General features: G+C 69.9%; 15 protein-coding genes. 10 read left to right on the top strand and 5 right to left on the bottom strand.

Annotation, left to right across the window (positions count from 1 at the left end; all coding sequences use genetic code 11):
- The first annotated feature begins 195 nt into the window (after positions 1-195).
- From nth to ACWIGI_RS24065, 4 genes are all read left to right on the top strand, one after another.
- Positions 196-951: an endonuclease III gene (gene nth, locus ACWIGI_RS24050; protein ID WP_454204824.1), complete on the top strand. Its 756-nt coding sequence runs from the start codon at positions 196-198 to the stop codon at positions 949-951.
- A complete protein-coding gene (locus ACWIGI_RS24055; RefSeq protein ID WP_454204691.1) occupies positions 948-1,592 on the top strand; it encodes a TlpA family protein disulfide reductase in 645 nt (214 codons plus the stop codon). The genes nth and ACWIGI_RS24055 overlap by 4 nt, the downstream gene beginning before the upstream one ends.
- Before the next feature lie 153 nt (positions 1,593-1,745).
- Complete coding sequence (locus ACWIGI_RS24060) at positions 1,746-2,474, top strand: NUDIX hydrolase (protein WP_454204692.1); 729 nt, start codon at positions 1,746-1,748, stop codon at positions 2,472-2,474.
- Complete coding sequence (locus ACWIGI_RS24065; protein ID WP_454204693.1) at positions 2,471-3,664, top strand: MarP family serine protease; 1,194 nt, start codon at positions 2,471-2,473, stop codon at positions 3,662-3,664. The genes ACWIGI_RS24060 and ACWIGI_RS24065 overlap by 4 nt, the downstream gene beginning before the upstream one ends.
- Positions 3,665-3,742: 78 nt before the next feature.
- Here the strand turns inward: ACWIGI_RS24065 and ACWIGI_RS24070 are convergent, their stop codons facing one another.
- The 4 genes from ACWIGI_RS24070 to acs form a co-directional block, all read right to left on the bottom strand.
- Positions 3,743-4,696: an alpha/beta fold hydrolase gene (locus tag ACWIGI_RS24070; RefSeq protein WP_454204694.1), complete on the bottom strand. Its 954-nt coding sequence runs from the start codon at positions 4,694-4,696 to the stop codon at positions 3,743-3,745.
- A 23-nt stretch (positions 4,697-4,719) separates the two neighbouring features.
- Positions 4,720-5,232 (bottom strand): phage holin family protein, encoded by a 513-nt coding sequence (locus ACWIGI_RS24075; protein ID WP_454204695.1) that lies wholly within the window; start codon positions 5,230-5,232, stop codon positions 4,720-4,722.
- Between the two features lie 28 nt (positions 5,233-5,260).
- Positions 5,261-6,499, bottom strand: coding sequence for a Na+/H+ antiporter NhaA (gene nhaA / locus ACWIGI_RS24080; RefSeq protein ID WP_454204696.1), 1,239 nt, complete (start codon positions 6,497-6,499; stop codon positions 5,261-5,263).
- Between the two features lie 282 nt (positions 6,500-6,781).
- Positions 6,782-8,728, bottom strand: a complete 1,947-nt coding sequence (gene acs, locus ACWIGI_RS24085; RefSeq protein ID WP_454204697.1) for an acetate--CoA ligase — start codon at positions 8,726-8,728, stop codon at positions 6,782-6,784.
- 298 nt (positions 8,729-9,026) lie between these two features.
- On the opposite strand from acs, the gene ACWIGI_RS24090 reads away from it, so the two are divergent.
- From ACWIGI_RS24090 to ACWIGI_RS24110, 5 genes are read left to right on the top strand one after another with little or no spacing between them, the layout of a single operon-like run.
- The gene (locus ACWIGI_RS24090) at positions 9,027-10,649 is read left to right on the top strand and encodes a peptide ABC transporter substrate-binding protein (protein WP_454204698.1); all 1,623 of its coding nucleotides are present in this window, start codon (positions 9,027-9,029) and stop codon (positions 10,647-10,649) included.
- 46 nt (positions 10,650-10,695) lie between these two features.
- Positions 10,696-11,622, top strand: coding sequence for an ABC transporter permease (locus ACWIGI_RS24095; protein ID WP_454204699.1), 927 nt, complete (start codon positions 10,696-10,698; stop codon positions 11,620-11,622).
- Positions 11,623-11,635: 13 nt separating this feature from the next.
- Positions 11,636-12,595, top strand: a complete 960-nt coding sequence (locus tag ACWIGI_RS24100) for an ABC transporter permease (RefSeq protein WP_454204700.1) — start codon at positions 11,636-11,638, stop codon at positions 12,593-12,595.
- A complete protein-coding gene (locus ACWIGI_RS24105) occupies positions 12,592-14,265 on the top strand; it encodes a dipeptide ABC transporter ATP-binding protein (protein WP_454204701.1) in 1,674 nt (557 codons plus the stop codon). The genes ACWIGI_RS24100 and ACWIGI_RS24105 overlap by 4 nt, the downstream gene beginning before the upstream one ends.
- Positions 14,266-14,309: 44 nt before the next feature.
- On the top strand, positions 14,310-15,065 hold the full coding sequence (locus ACWIGI_RS24110) for an oxidoreductase (RefSeq protein WP_454204702.1): 756 nt from the start codon (positions 14,310-14,312) through the stop codon (positions 15,063-15,065).
- 491 nt (positions 15,066-15,556) lie between these two features.
- On the opposite strand, the gene ACWIGI_RS24115 is transcribed toward ACWIGI_RS24110, so the two are convergent.
- Positions 15,557-16,357 (bottom strand): HAD family hydrolase, encoded by an 801-nt coding sequence (locus ACWIGI_RS24115; protein WP_454204703.1) that lies wholly within the window; start codon positions 16,355-16,357, stop codon positions 15,557-15,559.
- A 362-nt stretch (positions 16,358-16,719) separates the two neighbouring features.
- Between ACWIGI_RS24115 and ssd the strand changes: the two genes are divergently transcribed.
- The gene (ssd, locus tag ACWIGI_RS24120; protein ID WP_454204704.1) at positions 16,720-17,898 is read left to right on the top strand and encodes a septum site-determining protein Ssd; all 1,179 of its coding nucleotides are present in this window, start codon (positions 16,720-16,722) and stop codon (positions 17,896-17,898) included.
- Positions 17,899-18,283 lie beyond the last annotated feature (385 nt).

Genomic DNA, 18,283 nt, shown 5'->3' on the forward strand with positions numbered 1-18,283 from the left:
GGGGTGAGTAAACACGCCGAAGGTCTCAGATGGAACACGGGGAGTGCGCAGCCCGGTTGATGCGATCGGGTGGTTCCGTAAGGTGGACGCGTGCGTGTCTCACCATCCAGCGCGGCCGCTACCGGGGCCGATTCCGGCCCGCCCGCCGTCCCGACCAGCGACGCGGCGGTTCCGGCGCGGACGGTCCGCGCGGCGATCGCACCCGCCGACGGCAGAGCGAAGTCCCGCGCGAAGGAGACGCACACCGGACTGGTCCGGCGGGCCCGCCGGATGAATCGAACCCTGGCCCTGGCGTTCCCGAACGCGCACTGTGAGCTGGACTTCACCACTCCGCTGGAGCTCGCGGTGGCCACGATTCTGTCGGCCCAGTGCACCGATGTGCGCGTGAATCTGACCACACCCGCGCTTTTCGCCCGGTATCCGAGCGCCCGCGACTACGCCGAGGCGAACCGGACCGAGCTCGAGGAGTACATCCGGCCCACCGGTTTCTACCGGAACAAGACGACCTCACTCATCGGGCTCGGGCAGGCGCTCGTCGAACGCTACGACGGCGAACTCCCGCACACGCTGCCGCAGCTGGTGGAGCTGCCCGGGATCGGGCGCAAGACCGCCAACGTCATCCTCGGCAACGCCTTCGGCGTCCCCGGCATCACCGTCGATACCCATTTCGGGCGGCTGGTGCGGCGCTGGGGCTGGACCGCGGAAGAGGATCCGGTGAAGGTCGAGCACATCGTCGGCGCGCTCATCGAGCGCAAGGACTGGACGATGCTCTCGCACCGGGTGATCTTCCACGGCCGCCGCGTGTGCCACGCCCGCAAACCCGCGTGCGGGGCGTGCGTGCTGGCCAAGGATTGCCCGTCCTACGGGACCGGCCCGACCGATCCCGCCGTCGCCGCCGCGCTGGTCAAGGGCCCCGAGACCGAGCATCTGCTCGAACTGGTGGGCCTGTGAGAGCTGTGTTCTCCCGGAACGGCGTTCGCGGGGGATGGGCGGTCGCGGCGGTGTGCGCGGTACTGGCGGTGTCGGGGTGCGGGGACGCGGCCGAGGGTCCGGTTCCGGCCGGTGGCGGTCCGGGCCCGGCGGGTGCGAGCGTGACCGGCGGCGAACGCGCCGCCGCGAACCTGGCGCCCTGTCCCGTTCCGACCGGCGCACCGGTCGCCGCGGGTGGTCCGCTGGCCGGCATCACCCTGGAATGCCTGGCCGACGGCAACCCGATGGAGCTGACCGCGGCGCTGGCCGGTAAACCGGCGCTGCTCAATCTGTGGGCGTACTGGTGCGGCCCGTGCGCGGAGGAACTGCCGCTGCTGCAACAGTTCTCGGATCGCGCCGCCGGGGCCGTCACGGTGCTGACCGTGCACAGCGATCCCGGCGCGGGCAAGGCGCTGGCCCGGCTGACCGGTCTCGACAATCATCTGCCCGGCGTCCAGGATCCGAAGATCGAGGTGCGCAAGGCGATCGGCGCGCCGGCCGTGCTGCCCATCTCGGTGCTGGTGCGCGCCGACGGTTCGGTGGCCAAGGTGGTGGTGCGCCCGTTCAAGAGCGTGGACGACATCGCCGACACCGTCGCGGCCGAATTGGGCGTCCGGGCATGAGCGGGTGGGTAGCCGAGAGCTCCCGCGTACGAGCCTGTTCCGGCCGAACGGACACCCCGTGAGCGCGCCCGCTGCAGGATGTAGACGTAGTACCTTGTGCTGCTTGGTGTTCGCCGGTTACTCCGGTGCAAACGTGGGTTCGGGAGTGTGGGCATGAGACCAGAGGCGCCTGCGGGCCCTGTTCCGGAGTGGTTGCGCGGGGTGACCGAGCACGAGCCGGCCGATCCGACCGGGGTCAATCCGGTCCTGCGCCGCAGCACCATGCGCCGCTTCGCCGCGGCGGTGTCCTCGCCCCGCGAAGCCGCGGTCCTGGTCCTGTTCAGCGGTGCGCCGGAGGCGGATCCCGTGGCGCCGGGCGGACTTCCGGCCGACGCGGACGTGTTGCTCACCCAGCGCGCGGCGACCCTGCGCCAGCACAGTGGTCAGGTGGCTTTTCCCGGCGGTGGCGTCGAGCCGCAGGACGACGGCCCGATCAGCACCGCGCTGCGCGAAGCGCAGGAAGAGACGGGGCTGGATCCGGCGAGCGTGCAGCCGCTGTCTATTCTGCCCAAGATCTTCGTGCCGCCTTCGCGGTTCGATGTGACGCCGGTGGTCGCCTATTGGCGAACACCCGGCGAGGTGGGTGTGGTGAGCGAAACCGAGGCGTCGCGCGTGGTGCGGGTGCCGATCGCGGACCTCATCGATCCCGCCAACCGTTTCGTGGTGCGACATCCGCTGGGTTACATGGGTCCGGCCTTCACGGTGGACGGCATGCTGGTGTGGGGTTTCACCGCGGGCGTGCTCGCCGGACTGCTCGCGGTGTCCGGCTGGGAACACGAATGGGACCATCACGATGTGCGTGATCTGCAGGCCTCGCTGGCCGCGGTAGGGATGACGTTATGACGGCCTCGGCCTGGCTCGACATTGGGATCGTGATTCTGGCGCTGCTGGCCGCCACCTCCGGGTGGCGGCAGGGCGCCGTCGCTTCTGCGCTGGCCTTCCTGGGTGTGGTGCTGGGCGCGGTGGCGGGCATTCTCATCGCGCCGCACATTCTGGTGCACCTGAGCGAGGGTCGCTCGCGGGTGCTGGTCGGTGTGCTGCTGATCGTGGCGCTGGTGATCGTCGGCGAGGTGGCGGGCATGGTGCTGGGCAGGGCGGCGCGCAGCGGTATGCGCGATCCGTTCACCCGCAGCGTGGACAGCGTGGTGGGCGCCGGTCTGCAGATGGCGGCGGTCATGGCCACCGCCTGGTTGCTGGCGCTGCCGCTGGCGAACTCCTCGCAGCCGGGAATCGCGGCCGCTGTCAAGAACTCTCGCGTTCTCATCAACGTGGACACGGTCGCGCCGGACTGGTTGCGCAAGGTGCCCAACGAGTTCTCGAATCTGCTCAACACCTCGGGGCTGCCGGATGTGATCGGCCCGTTCGGCCGGGTGCCCATCGCCGCGGTGGAGCCGCCGGACGCGGGCATTCTGCAACTGCCGGTGGCGCAGGCGCTGCAGGGCAGTGTGCTGCGGATCAGCGGTATCGCGCCGAGTTGTCAACGGCAGCTGGAGGGTTCGGGCTTCGTGGTCGCGCCCGAGCGCGTCATGACCAACGCGCACGTGGTGGCCGGAACCACCAGCGTGAGCGTGGATACCGTGCGCGGTTCGCTCGAGGCCACGGTGGTGCTGTTCGATCCGTCCAAGGACATCGCGATCCTGGCGGTGCCCGGGTTGCAGGCGCCGGTGATTCCGCTGGCGCCCGCGCCCGCCAATTCCGGGGAGAGCGCGATCGTGCTCGGCTATCCGGGCGGCGGCCGCTACACCGCCAGTGCGGCTCGCGTGCGCGAGACCCTGGAACTCAAGGGCCCCAACATCTATCGCGACAACAACGTCGAACGTGAGGTCTACACCGTGCGCGGGCAGGTCCGGGCGGGCAATTCCGGTGGGCCGCTGGTGGATACCGAGGGCAACATCCTCGGCGTGGTCTTCGGCGCGGCCGTCACCGACGACGACACCGGCTACGTGCTGACCCTGGAGGAGGTGCGCCCGGAGGTGAATGCCGCTCCGGGAGCGAATGCTTCGGTCGGCACCGGCAGTTGCGTGCTGAGCTGACGAGTCGAAACGGAACGGGCCGCCCCAGCCGGGGCGGCCCGTTTCTCGTTCGGGGCGAGCGATGTCCGGCGCTCGTTCTCACGCCAGGAGTTTGGCCAGCTCCGCGGTGACGACTTCCGGGTTCTCCTGGTGGGCGAAGTGCCCGGCCTCGGGGATGGCGACCATTCGCCGGTTCGGGGAGAGCTCGTAGCCGCGCCGGATGGTGCGCGCGAGGATGTAGCGGTCCTGGTCGCCGTACAGCGAGAGCACCGGAATGGTCACCGGCTCCCGCATGGTGGACATGAATCGCTTACCGTCGGGCCGCCATTGGCTGCGGAAGGCCCAGCGCTGATATTCCAGCGCGCAGTGCGCGGCGCCCGGGATCCGGATGGCGGTGCGCATGCGCTGGGCGGTGTCGGCGAATTCCTCGGTGCCGGACCAGCGCCGGCCCGCGTGCCTGCGCAGCAGCGCCTCGATCTCCGCGCCGTTGTCGACGGTGATGAGGTTCTCCGCGTAGCGGGGTATCTGGTAGCGCAGGAAGTTCGGCAGCCAGGTCGAGCGCTGCCCGCGGTCACGCAGCACCGCGCGCTTGAGCGCCACCGGGTGCGGTGAACTCACCAGCGCGATGGCGCTGACCAGGCGTGGATGCAGCACCGCGGTCGCCCAGCAGACCAGTCCGCCCTCGGCGTGCCCGACCAGGGTGGCGTCGGAGTGCCCGAGGGCGCGGATCAGCCCGGCGATGTCGCCGGCCAGGGTCCAGCCGTCGTAGCCGCGCGGGGGTTTGTCGGTGTCGCCGTACCCGCGCAGGTCCACCGCGACCGCCCGGAAGCCGCGCGCGGACAGTCCGGTGAGCTGGTGGCGCCACGACCACCAGAAGTCCCCGAAGCCGTGCAGCAGCACGACCAGCGGGGTGTCGGGGTCGGCGAAGGCCGTCCCGCCGGCGGGCACGGCCTCCACGACGTGGAAGCGAATGCCGTTGGCATGCACATCCCGATGGGTCCACGGTCCGTCGTAGCGGACAGCGGACGGATCCGGGGGCGAATTCGACGACACGCCGAAGGAGACTAATCGAAGGTCTAGTACCTCGGTGTTCCGAGTGGGGCGGACGTGCTCGCCGAGTGATCGGGGCCGGACCCGAAACCGCTGGGCAGCACGGTCTTCACCTCTTTCAGCGACTCGATGGTCTTCTCCGGGGCGCGCAGGCGCCGCACCTTGAGATAGCCGAGGAAGCCGAGCGCCGCGGTGGCCACGATCATCGACAGGAAGACGATGAGGAACGCCAGCCAGCGGTACACCCACACGTCCAGCAATTCGGCGAGGAAGAAGAAAAAGAAGAACGAGCTGAAAAGCAGAATGGTCAGCGCGGCGATGAAGAAGACGCTGCCCTGCAGGCCCTTCTTGATCTCGCCGGTCACCTCGGCCTTGGCGAGTTCCACTTCCGCGCGCACCAGTGTCGACATCTGTTCGGTCGCGTCGCGGACCAGCGTGCCGATGGTCGCCGCTTCGTGCACATCGACATCGGACAGCGGAATCGAGGTGATGGTGCGGGGGTTCCCGTCTCGCCCGTTACCGCCCTGGTTGAAACTCAATTGCTCGACCCTTCTCCATGTCCCGGACCTATCCGGTCAAGTCCTCTTGTCCTTGCAGTGCCCGCTCGTCACGTCGCGCCTGGTGGGCACGGCCACGACGCAACAGTAGCGCCGAACCTGCCAGGGAAGCCGCCAATGATGTCAGCAACACCGCTGCTTTCGCGAGTTCGACCGCGGAGCCGTCGCCGACGTCCGCCAGTGCGAGTTCTGCCACCAAGAGGCTAACCGTGAACCCGATCGCACCTAGTACCGACAGGGCGAACATGTCCCGGTATTCGAGATCGCTGGGCTTTTCGGCAATACCCAGACGTACCGCGAGCCAAGCGGATCCGAAGATTCCGATGGTCTTGCCGATCAGCAGCCCCGCGATGATGGCCAGCGACAACCGGTTGGTGAACAGTTGCGAGAAGACATTCGAATCCAGCGGGACACCGGACGCGAACAGCGCGAACAGCGGTACGCAGAGTCCGGCGGAAATGGGCTGGAACAAATGTTCCAGTTTCGTGGCGGGCACGTCGTGCTCGTCCTCGTCCGCGTCGGGCCGGACCCGGGTGAGGAGTCCGCAGGCCACGCCCGCCAGCGTCGGATGAATGCCCGCCTCGTGCAGCGCGTACCAGGCCACGAGGGCGAGCGGTACGTAGATGAACGGGGTGCCGAGCCGTTTGCGCTGCGCCAGGAACCAGGTCACCAGGCAGAGCAGCGCGATCAGCAGCCACAGCATCTTCACCGTGGTGGTGAACAGCACCGCGATGAGAATGATGGCGATGAGGTCGTCGACCACGGCCAGGCTCAGCAGGAATACCCGCGCGCCGGCCGGGATCCGGGAGCCGGTCAGGGCCAGCACGGCCAGGGCGAAGGCGATATCCGTGGCGACCGGAATGGCCCAGCCGCGGTCCATGCCGGGCACACCCCAGCCGACCGCCATGGCGATCAGCGCGGGCAGGATCACCCCGCCCGCGGCGGCCACGATGGGCAGGGTCGCGCGTTTGCGGTCCGCGAGTTCGCCGACGACGAGTTCGCGTTTGAGTTCGAGCCCCGCGACGAAGAAGAAGATCGCGAGCAGGCCGTCCTTGGTCCAGTCGGCCAGGGTGAGGTTCAGGTGCAGCGCGGGAATGTCGAGGTGGGCTTCGACCATGCGGGTGTAGCCCGCTTCCCACGGCGAGTTCACCCACAGCAGCGCGGCCGCGGCGGCGACGAGAAGCAGTGTGCCACCGACGGTTTCGGTGCGGAGGTAGCGGGACAATTCCGAGCGCAGCTGAACGATCAAGGGCGCGCCTTTCTGGCCGTACGGTCGACAGAACCAGCGGAATGCGTCTCACCACCGAAGGGATCGGCCCATACCGCACGCCGACCAGACTTCCCGGCACACCTTACGCAATTCTAACGGCTTGTTCGGGGACCGAAGATCCGGCCGTGCTGTGCGACGGGCGGGTGCGGACGGCGGGGGCGGGCGGGCCGCCGGGCTCGATCGTGGCCGGTGGCGGACGTCCGGAACGCGTTTCGGCCCCCGTGCGCGCTGCGTCACGGGGGCCGAAATCTCGGGGCGGTGTTACGCCTTACCGGCGCGAATGGCCTCGAAGACGTTGGGGTCGACCAGGGTCGAGGTGTCACCCAGTTCGCGGCCCTCGGCCACATCGCGCAGCAACCGGCGCATGATCTTGCCCGAGCGGGTCTTGGGCAGCTCCGGGACCACGTGGATCTCGCGCGGCCGCGCGATCGGGGAGATGGCCCGGGAGACCTCGGCCTTCAGTTCGTTCACCAGGTCGTCGCCGGTGTCCTTCGCCTCGGCGGTGAGGATGACGAAGGCGACGATGCCCTGACCTGTGGTGGCATCCGACGCGCCCACGACGGCCGCCTCGGCCACACCGGAGTGCCCGACGAGCGCGGATTCGACCTCGGCGGTGGAGATGCGGTGCCCGGAGACGTTCATAACGTCGTCGACGCGGCCCAGGACCCACAGGTCGCCGTCGGTGTCGAGTTTCGCGCCGTCACCGGCGAAGTACCAGCCCTGCTCGGCGTAACGCTGCCAATAGGTTTCGCGGTACCGGTCGTTGTCGCCCCAGATCCCGCGCAGCATCGAGGGCCACGGCTGATCCAGCACCAGGTAGCCGTTGGCCTCGGTCTCGCCGAGGACGACGGGCTTGCCCTCCTCGTCCACGACGGTGGCCGAGATGCCCGGCAGCGGGGTCATCGCCGCGCCCGGCTTGGCCGCGGTGACGCCGGGCAGCGGGGAGATCATGATGGCGCCGGTTTCGGTCTGCCACCAGGTGTCCACGACCGGGGTCTTGTTGGCGCCCACCACATCCCGGTACCAGCGCCAGGCTTCGGGGTTGATCGGCTCGCCGACGCTGCCCAGCACGCGCAGGCTCGACAGGTCGTGGGCGTCGGGGATCTCGCGGCCCCATTTCATGAACGTGCGCACCAGGGTCGGGGCGGTGTAATAGATGCTGACACCGTACTTTTCGATGATCTGCCAGTGCCGGTGCTCGTCGGGGAAGTTCGGGGTGCCCTCGTACACGACCTGGGTCGCGCGGTTGGACAGCGGCCCGTACACGATGTACGAGTGCCCGGTCACCCAGCCGATATCGGCGGTGCACCAGTACACGTCGGTGCCCGCCTTGTGGTCGAACACGTTGTGATGCGTGTACGAGGTCTGGGCCAGGTAGCCGCCGGAGGTGTGCAGGATGCCCTTGGGCTTACCGGTGGTCCCGGAGGTGTACAGGATGAACAGGGGATGCTCGGCGTCGAACGCCTGCGCCTCGTGCTCGGGGGAGGCGTTCGCCACGGTCTCGTCCCACCACAGGTCGCGACCCGCGGTCCACGGCGTCTCGATTCCCGTGCGCCGCACCACCAGTACGTGCTCGACGGTCGAATCACCTTCTGCCAGAGCCTCGTCCACCGCCTCCTTCAGCGGGGCGGCCTTACCGCGCCGCCACTGCCCGTCGGTGGTGATGACCAGTCGCGCCGCGGCGTCGTCGACCCGCTGGCGCAGCGCGCCGGGGGAGAAGCCCGCGAAGACGACCGAATGCGTCAGGCCCAGCCGCGCGCAGGCCAGGATCGACACGATGGCCTCGGGGACCATCGGCATGTAGATGGCGACCCGGTCACCGGCGGTCAGGCCCAGCTCGGTGAGGTAGTTCGCGGCCCGCGACACCTCGGCCAGCAGTTCGGCGTAGGTGATGGCGCGGGAATCGCCGGGCTCACCCTCCCAGTAGATGGCGACCTGCTCGCCGTGACCGTCCAGCACGTGCCGGTCCACGCAGTTGTAGGCGACGTTCAGCTTGCCGCCGACGAACCATTTCGCGAAGGGCGCGTCGTCCCAGTCCAGCACCCGGGTCCACGGCTCGGCCCAGTGCAGCCGCCCGGCCTGTTCGGCCCAGAAGCCCTCGCGATCCGCGGCGGCCCGCTCGTAGAGGGTGCCGTCGGCGTTGGCGGCGGCGGCGAACTCGGCGCCGGGTGGGTAGACATCCGGGTGCTCGGCGGTGGTGTCGGTCATCTCGTCTCTTCTTCCCTCGCGTGCCCTGCTGTGCAGGAAATACTTGCCCCGGGGGTGACCGCGGCCACGTTCGACAGTATCGGAGTGTGACGTGCGCCGGGACCGCCGATCCCCCTCGGTCCCACTCGCCGGAAGGTGAGGACATTCACTCCCGGCGGGCGCGCCGAACCGGGGTTTTCGGCCGGGGCGGCCCGGTCTCCTGCGGAGCGGGCCGGACCGGGCTAGGGTCTGCACCTAGCTTTGCTGAGTTCTCATGCACGAATCATGAACGCGCATTTCATGAACGAACGGGGCGCTCGTGGACCTGAGGTATTCGGCGGCCCGCCAGGCCGCGGTGGTACTGGTCGCGGTACTCGCGCTGCTCGCGATCGCCCTGTCCGGCGGCGCGGTCGCACCGGTGTACGGCGACGTCATCGCGGTGAACGGCTCGGAGCCGCAGAACCCGCTCATCCCGTCCAACACCAACGAGAACGGCGGCGGCCGCATCGTGGACCGGCTCTTCTCCGGGCTGCGCTACATCGACAATCGCGGGACGCTGCACGACGAGGTCGCCGAGAGCATCGAGACCACCGATCAGCAGCACTACGTGATCCGGCTGCGCCCCGGCTGGACCTTCAGCGACGGCTCGCCGGTCACCGCGAAATCCTTCGTGGACGCCTGGAACTTCGGCGCGCTGGTCACCAACGCCCAGTTGCAGAGCTACACCTACGGGCCCATCGCCGGATTCGACGACGTGCAGGCGGATCCGCCACGCGCGCAGACGATGTCGGGCCTGAAGATCATCGACGACCTGACCTTCACCGTCGACCTGATCGCGCCGACCATCGACTTCCGCACCCGGCTGGCCTACGCGCCGTTCTATCCGCTGCCCGCGGTCGCCTTCCGGGACATGAAGGCGTTCGGGCAGCACCCCATCGGCAACGGCCCGTACCGCTTCGCGGACGAGGACGCCTGGCAGCACGACGTGCAGCTGACCCTGGTGCCCAACGAGAGCTACCGGGGCGGCCGCCCACCCCGCAACGAGGGCCTGACCTTCGTGTTCTACTCCAACTTCGACGCCGCCTACTCCGATCTGCTGGCCGACAATCTCGATCTGCTGGACACCATCCCCGACAGCGCCATCGCGGTGTACCGCGACGACCTCGGCGACCGGGCCATCGAGGGGCCCACCGCCCAGGCCCAGTGGATCGGCCTGCAGGGCAATCTCCCGCACTTCACCGGGGAGGAGGGCCGACTGCGCCGCCAGGCCATCTCCATGGCCATCGACCGGGAGCAGATCGGCCGGAAGATCTTCCGTGGCACCCGGATTCCGTCCCGCGACTTCACCTCCCGGGCCCTGCCCGGCTTCGATCCCGACCTGCCGGGCTCCGGGGTCCTGGACTACAACCCCGACGAGGCCCGGCGACTCTGGGCCCGCGCCGATGAGATCGCCCCCTGGAGTGGACGATTCGAGATCGCGTACAACGCCGACGGCGGGCACCAGTCCTGGATCGACGCCATGGCCAACAGCATTCGCAACACCCTCGGCATCGACGCCGCCGGCGCGGCCTACCCGACCTTCAAACAGCTGCGCGACCAGGTGGTGGCGCACACCGTCGGCAAGGCCTTCCGTTTCGGCTGGCAGGGCGACTATCCGACCATGCTGCAGTTCCTCGAACCCAGCTTCCTGTCCACCTCGCCCAGCAACGACGTGGACTTCCGGAGCCCGGAGTTCGACCGCCTGATCGCCGCCGCCGAGGCCGCCGCCACCGAACCCGAATCCTGGCGGCTGGCCGGGCAGGCGCAGACGATCCTGCTGCGCGACCTGCCCGCCATCCCGGTCTTCGACTACATCAACTCCGCCGGCTACTCCAAACGCGTCACCGGCGTGACCATGGCCTGGAACGGGCTGCCCGACTACGAGAACCTCGAGCTCCGATGAGCCGGACGCCCGGGAACGACTGTGCCGCACCGAGGAAAGGACACGCGTGGCCTGGTACATAGTGCGGCGGCTGCTGCAGATGATCCCCGTCTTCTTCGGCGCGACCCTGCTCGTCTACTACCTGATCTGGAAGGTCAGCGGCGGTTCGGTGACGGCGCTGGCCGGACAGCGCACGCTCACCCCCGCCCTGGAGGCGCAACTGCGCGAGCAGTACGGCCTCGACCGGGGGTTCTGGCAGCAGTACGCGCACTACCTGAAGGGCATCTTCACCCTCGACCTCGGCACCTCGTACTCCGGGCGGCCGGTCAAAGACGTACTCGCGCACGCCTTCCCGATCACCCTCCGGCTCGCGCTGCTCGCGGTCTTCTTCGAGGCCGTCTTCGGCATCGTGTTCGGCGTCGTCGCCGGACTGCGTAGGGGCGGCTGGTTCGACTCCACCATGCTGGTCGTGAGCCTGGTCGTCATCGCCGTGCCGATCTTCGTGGTCGGGTTCCTCGCCCAGTTCCTGTTCGGCGTGAAATGGGGCATCGCGCCGGTCACCGTCGGCTCGGACGTCAGCCTGCCCCGGCTCATCGTGCCCGCCCTGGTGCTCGGCTCGCTGTCCTTCGCCTACGTGCTGCGCCTGACCCGGAACGCGGTGGCGGAGAACAAGAACGCCGACTTCGTGCGCACCGCCACCGCCAAGGGCCTGCCCCGGCGGCAGGTCGTGATCGGGCACATCCTGCGGAACTCGCTCATCCCCGTCGTCACCTTCCTGGGCGCGGATCTGGGCGCGCTCATGGGCGGGGCCATCGTCACCGAGGGCATCTTCAACATCCCCGGCGTCGGCGGCACCCTCTACCAGGCCGTGGTGCGCGGGGAGGCACCGACCGTGGTGTCCTTCGTGACCGCGCTCATCATCATCTTCCTGCTCACCAACCTGATCGTGGACCTGCTCTACGCCGTTCTCGATCCGCGGATCCGCTATGCCTGAACAGGAGCCACCGATGTCGCAGGAGAACACGGCGAGCGCTCCCCGGCCCGGACAGGAACGCTGGGTGGCGCCGCCCGACGACGTGGCGGTGGCCGAACGCGTCGACCCGGTCCGGATCGACGGCGCCCCCGCCGGATTCTGGCGCACGGCCTGGCGATCGCTGCGCCGGCGGCCGCTGTTCCTGGTGGCTTCCGCGCTGATCCTGCTGGTGCTGCTCGTCGCGATCTTCCCCGGCCTGTTCACCGGCCAGGACCCGCGCTACTGCGTCGTCGACTTCAGCCTCGCCCCGCCCAGCCGCGACCACTGGTTCGGCTACGACCTGCAGGGCTGCGACATCTACGCCCGCACCATCTACGGCGCCCGCGCCTCGGTGCTCACCGGGATCGGGGCCACCCTGCTGTTCCTGGGCGTCGGCGGCACCCTCGGCGCGCTCGCGGGATTCTATGGCGGACCGCTGGATTCGCTCATCTCCCGCATCGCCGAGATCGTGTACGCGGTGCCGCTCATGCTGGCCGCCATCGTCATCATGCAGCTCGCGCAGGACCGGACCATCTGGATGGTCATCGCCATCATGGCCGCCTTCACCTGGCCGCAGGTGGCGCGCATCGCGCGCGGCTCGGTGCTGTCCGCCAAGGGCAACGACTACGTGCAGGCCGCGACCGCGCTCGGCGTCGGCCGCTTCCGCATCCTGCTGCGGCACGTGATCCCCAACGCGCTCGGGCCGGTCATCGTGGTGACCACCATCTGGCTCGGCGTCTTCATCGTCACCGAGGCCACGCTGTCGTTCCTGGGCGTCGGCCTGCCACCCACCGAGATCTCCTGGGGCGCGGACATCGCCGCCGGACAGCGGCAGTTGCGCGCCGGCTCGCTCATCCTGTTCTACCCGGCCACCGCGCTCGCGGTGACCGTGCTCGGCTTCATCATGCTCGGCGACGCCCTGCGCGACGCGTTCGACCCGAAGGAGCGCCGATGACCGCCCCGCTGCTCGAAATCCGGGACCTGCACATCAGTTTCGGCGCGGGCGAGCGCCGGGTGGACGCGGTGCGCGGGGTGAACCTGACGGTGTACCCGGGCCAGACCGTGGCCATCGTGGGGGAGTCCGGATCCGGGAAGTCCACCACCGCGCACGCGATCATCGGGCTGCTGCCCGGGTCCGGGCGCGTCGACTCCGGCAGCATCGTCTTCGACGGGCGCGAACTGACGGCCGCCACCGAGAAGGAACTGGTCGCGGTGCGCGGCAACGGGATCGGATTCGTGCCGCAGGATCCCATGTCCAATCTCGACCCGGTGTGGAAGATCGGCTTCCAGATCGGGGAGGCACTGGTCGCCAACGGCGTGGCACACGGGCGCGGCGTCCGGCAGCGCGCCGTCGAACTGCTGGCCGAGGCCGGGATCCCGGACGCCGAACGGCGCATCGACCAGTACCCGCACGAGTTCTCCGGCGGTATGCGCCAGCGCGCGCTCATCGCCATCGGACTGTCGGCGCGGCCCGCGCTGCTCATCGCCGACGAGCCGACGTCCGCCCTGGACGTCACCGTGCAACGGCAGATCCTGGACCATATCGACGGGCTCACCCGGGAACTCGGCACCGCGGTCCTGCTCATCACCCACGATCTGGGCCTGGCCGCCGAGCGGGCCGAGCACCTGGTGGTGATGTATCGCGGGCGGGTGGTGGAATCCGGTCCGGCACTGGAGATTCTGCGCGATCCGCGGCACGAGTACACGCGCCGGCTGGTCGAGGCGGCGCCGTCACTGGCCGCGCAGCGACTCTCGTCGGTGCGCGAGCGCGCCGCCATCCGCGACCTCGCCGTCGACGTCGCCGACGCGGTGACCGACGGCGCGGCCCCCGCGGACATCCTGGTCGTCGACCGGCTGACCAAGCGGTATCGCGTGCGCGGGTCCGTGCCGTGGAAACACACCGAACACGCCGCGGCACAGGATGTCTCCTTCCGCGTCCGGCGTGGCACGACCACGGCGATCGTCGGCGAATCCGGCTCCGGCAAGACCACCGTCGCGCAGATGGCGCTCGGTCTGCTCGAACCATCGTCCGGCGCGGTCACTTTCGACGGCGCGGACCTGAAGCGACTGCTCGCCCAGACCCCGCTGGCGTTCCGCCGCCGCGTCCAGCCCGTCTTCCAGAACCCCTACGGCTCCCTGGACCCCACGTACTCCATCCACCGCACCATCGAGGAGCCCTTGCGAGTTCACAAGATCGGGGATCGGGACACCCGCGCGGCGCGCGTCCGCGAGCTCCTCGAACTGGTCGCGCTGCCCTCGAGCGTGGCCGACCGCTACCCGGGCGAGCTCTCCGGCGGCCAGCGTCAGCGCGTGGCGATCGCCCGCGCCCTGGCCCTCGAACCCGACCTGGTTATCTGCGACGAGGCCGTGTCCGCCCTCGACGTCCTGGTCCAAGCTCAGATCCTGGCCCTGCTGAACGAGCTCCAGGCCGAACTGGGCCTGTCCTACCTGTTCATCACCCACGACCTCGCGGTGGTCCGCCAGATCGCCGACGACGTCGTGGTGATGCAGCAGGGGCGGGTGGTCGAGTCGGCCACCACCACGGCCGTTTTCGACAACCCGGTCTCCGACTACACCCGCCGCCTCCTGGAAGCGATCCCCGGCCGCAACCTGCTCGTTCGCTGACGCGGGGGTGGATCACACCCGGCGCCGCAGTAGCCTCCACTGTTGTGACCGATCCGCTGCAGCCCCTCGTCGAACTGCCCGGTGTGCTCGAAGCCGCCGACAAGGCCCGGGACGCGCTCGCCTTCGTGCACCGGCACCAGGCGAACCGGCGCGGCTGGCCGACCACCGCCGCCGAGGCCGCCGTGCGCGCGGCCCGCTCTTCGGCTGCGATCGAGGGCGGCACCATCGAACTGCCCGCCGACGGCAACGTCGAGGACCCGATCCTGGCGGGGGCGCTGCGCGTCGGGCAGGCCCTGGACGGCGAGCCGCTGCAGTCGCTGGTCCGCGTCTGGGAGCGGGCGCCGCTGCAGGCGCTGGCCCGGCTGCACCTGCTCGCGGCCGCCGACATGGTCGCGGACAAGGACACCCTGGGGCGTCCGCGCGACGTGCGCGGCGTGGCCGAACGACTCGACCAGCTGGTGCAGACCATCCAGGTGACCAAGGCGCCGGCCCCGGTGATCGCCGCCATCGTGCATGGCGAACTGCTGTCGCTGCGCCCGTTCGGGGACGGTGACGGCATCGTCGCGCGGGCGGCGTCGCGGCTCGTCGCGGTGTCCACCGGGCTTGACCCGCACAGCCTCGGGGTGCCCGAAGTGTTCTGGTTGCGGCGCCGGCAGGCGTATCTGGACGCGGCGGCCGGATTCGGAATGGGCACCGCGGACGGGGTGGGCGGCTGGGTGCTCTTCGTCTGCGGCGCGCTCGAAGACGGTGCGCGCGAAGCCAAATCGATCGCCGATTCGGCCATCGCCGCGAAATCGTGACCCCCGGGCTCAGCCCCGTTGACGCGTAGCCACGGGGCGGCCGGGCGCGGAATCGCGCGAATGCGGGTGTGCGACAAAGGGGTGCGCACCCGCGGTGCCGAGATCGATCGGCGGTGCCGGGTGCGCACATCGAAGCGGGCGGCGTAGTCGCGATTGCGACCTCACCGCCCGCTAGCACGGAGCGCCTGGTTACCAAGCGTGCTGTTCGGGTTGTGTTCCGGCCTCGGCGAGCTCTCCGGATTCCGATGTGGCGCATCCCCGCCAGTGCGAGGCCGTTGCCACAGGAATCGCGGATAACGCAGGCCCACAACATCTCGTGCCCTTGTCGCGGCGTGCTCCGCGTGGGTGCCTGGTGTCCGTGCTGGGAAGGGTGGGATGGGAGTCCGGACCTTCTCTTCCGATCCGACCTTGGCCTTCCGTCCTTCCGTGCGTCCATTGTTACTCTGTGACGGCCCTCACATCAAGTCCTCGGGAAACATTCGACCTGCCGGTCAGCGCCGTCCGCGCAGCAGCCGATAGGTCAGCGCGCCCGCCGCGACCGCGCTCAGGCCCACCGCCACGCTGGCCGCGACCGTCGTGGTCGACGGCTGCGGAATGCGCGCCCACAGCGACACCGGGTTGGAGAACGTCAGGATGGGCCAGTCGCGCGCGAGGGCCTCCCGGCGCAGTCCGCGGTCGGGATTCACCGCGGTGGCGTGCCCGACCGCGCTCAGCATAGGGACGTCGGTCACCGAGTCCGAGTACGCGTAACAGCGCGTCAGGTCGTATCCGTATGTGGCGGAGAGGCTTTGGATCGCCTCGACCTTGCCCTCGCCGTAGCAGTAGAACTCGACTTCGCCCGTGTACCTGTTGTTTTCGACCACCATGCGGGTGGCGGCGTAGTGATCGGCCCCCAGCGCGGCGGCGATGGGCGCCACCACCTCCGCGCCCGAGGCCGAGACGATGATCACGTCATGGCCGCGAATGTGGTGGTCGGCAATGAGATCCGCCGCCTCGGCGTAGATGAGCGGATCGACGATGTCGTGCAGGGTCTCGGCCACCACCGCGCGCACCTGGTCCACATCCCAGCCGGCGCACATGCGCTGCAGATTCTCGCGCATGCGTTCCATCTGATCGTGGTCCGCGCCCGAGAGCAGGAACAGGAAGTGCGCGTAGCTGCTCTCCAGCACCGCGCGCCTGCTCAGCAGGCCCTGATCCATGAGCGGCTTGCTGAACACGAAGGCGCTCGACCTGGCGATCACCGTCTTGTCGAGATCGAAGAAGGCGGCGACTCGTCCGCGTTCGGCTGTCACGGGGTCCACAATAGGTTTCCCGGGTGACCTACCGGTGCGGCGACCCGGTCCACGCCGCGTTTGCCGGAGTTTGCCGGCCGAAAGCCGGGCCGTGACGGCGGGAAAAAGACTCGCCCACCGGACTTGCAAACGGGACGGGGCTTGGGTGTAGTATCGCAGATACCTGGACTTAGTCCAGGTAGCGTTCAGCCCGACCCCCCGGGGCTGAACCCGACGGCCCCAGCCTCCTCCCCCCCCGGCTGGGGCCGTCCTCTATTTCCGGACAGTGCGTTCCGCCCCGGATTTCTCCACAGGTCGCGTGTTATCCACATTCCGGGTTTCGGCTCTTTCGGCGACGCTCGAGCCGAGCGACGCTGACCTGCATGAACTCCCGAGCCGCTGTTCCACCCCGGGCCCTGGCTCTCGTCTCCGGTGCTCGCCTGCGCGACGAGGTGCGGCGCATCGCCGCCGCGGCCGATCATCCGCTCGACGAAGCCGACCGCCCGCCGGCCGGGCACGGCTGGGCCGCCGCCTCGGTGATCGTGCTCGACGTCGCCGCCGCGCGTAGCTGCGCGGCCGCCGGCTGCCCCCGCCGATCCGGAATTCTGCTGGTGAGCGCCGATGAGCCGGGTTTGCCGGAATGGCAGGCGGCCACCGAAGTCGGCGCCGAACAGGTTCTCTCGCTCCCGCACGCGGCCGACGCGCTCATCGCTGCGTTCGCGGCGCACGCGGCGTGCGGCCCCGGCGACGGCGCGCTCATCGCGGTCGCCGGCGCCTGCGGTGGCGCCGGTGCGTCCACCCTCGCGGCGGCCGTCGCCCTCGCCGCCGCCGTCCGGCAGCGGGGCCGGACCCTGCTGGTGGACGCCGCACCGTTCGGCGGTGGCCTCGATCTGCTTCTCGGACTGGAACGAACGCCCGGCCTGCGCTGGCCGGATCTGGTCATCGAGGACGGCAGGGTATCGGCGGCCGCGCTACACGCGGCCCTCCCGGGCGTCGCCGGTGCAGCCCTGCTCTCCTGCGGAAGGGCCACGCCCGCAGTCGAACTCGCGCCGGTCGCGGTGCGCGCCGTCATAGAAGCCGGGCGGGCCGCGGGCGATCTGGTGGTCTGTGATCTCTCCACCGAACGCGGCCCGCACGCCGACCCCGTGCTCGACACCGCCGATCTGGTGGTCCTGCTGGTCCCGGCGCGCCTGCGCGCGACCGCCGCGGCCGAAGCCGTCGCCGCGCACCTGACGGCGCGAAATCCACACGTGTGCTTGCTGATTCGGGGCCCCGCGCCCGGTGGTCTCCGCGCCGCCGACGTGGTGCGGGCGCTGGACCTTCCGCTCCTGGCCGCGGTTCCGCCGCAGCCGGGCCTGCCGGGCCGGCTGGAATCCGGCGGCCTGTCCCTGCGCAGGCGCGGTCCGCTGCGCTTGGCCGCCGAGTCCGTGCTGGCCGCACTGGAGCGCCCCGAGCCGCGCGCCCGCGGTCCCGCGGGCACACGCGCTCGTTCCGATCCGACCGCACGAATGCCGTTGCGCCCCTACCGAAGCGATGCCCATCACCAGACAGGAGTCCACTGATGCAGCGCCCGTCCCGATCCTCCCGCCCCCGCCACGCCGCGATCACCACCGTCCCCGCACGGTGGAACACCCTCGCCGCCCGCCCCCGGCCCCGCGAACGCTCACGCCGCCGCAACCCCGGCGATCTCGCGCAAAGCCCGCGGCCCGCACCCGCCCCCGTCCCCGCCCGGGACGCGGCCGAGCTGACCCGCTGGATGCGGGTGTCCGGTCCGCCCCCGCAGCCGACCGTGCTGGAGTCGCACACTCCGCGCGGATGGTGGGCGGAGTCGTGCGGCCGGGCAGCTGTGCTGAGCCGGGCGGCCAGACGTCGTGCGATGCGGTTGATCGACACGCGGGCGCGGCTGCGGAGTGCCGTGTCGGCACTGCGTCACCTCGGCGTTCGGGA

This window comes from Nocardia sp. NPDC055321 (genome assembly GCF_053645575.1).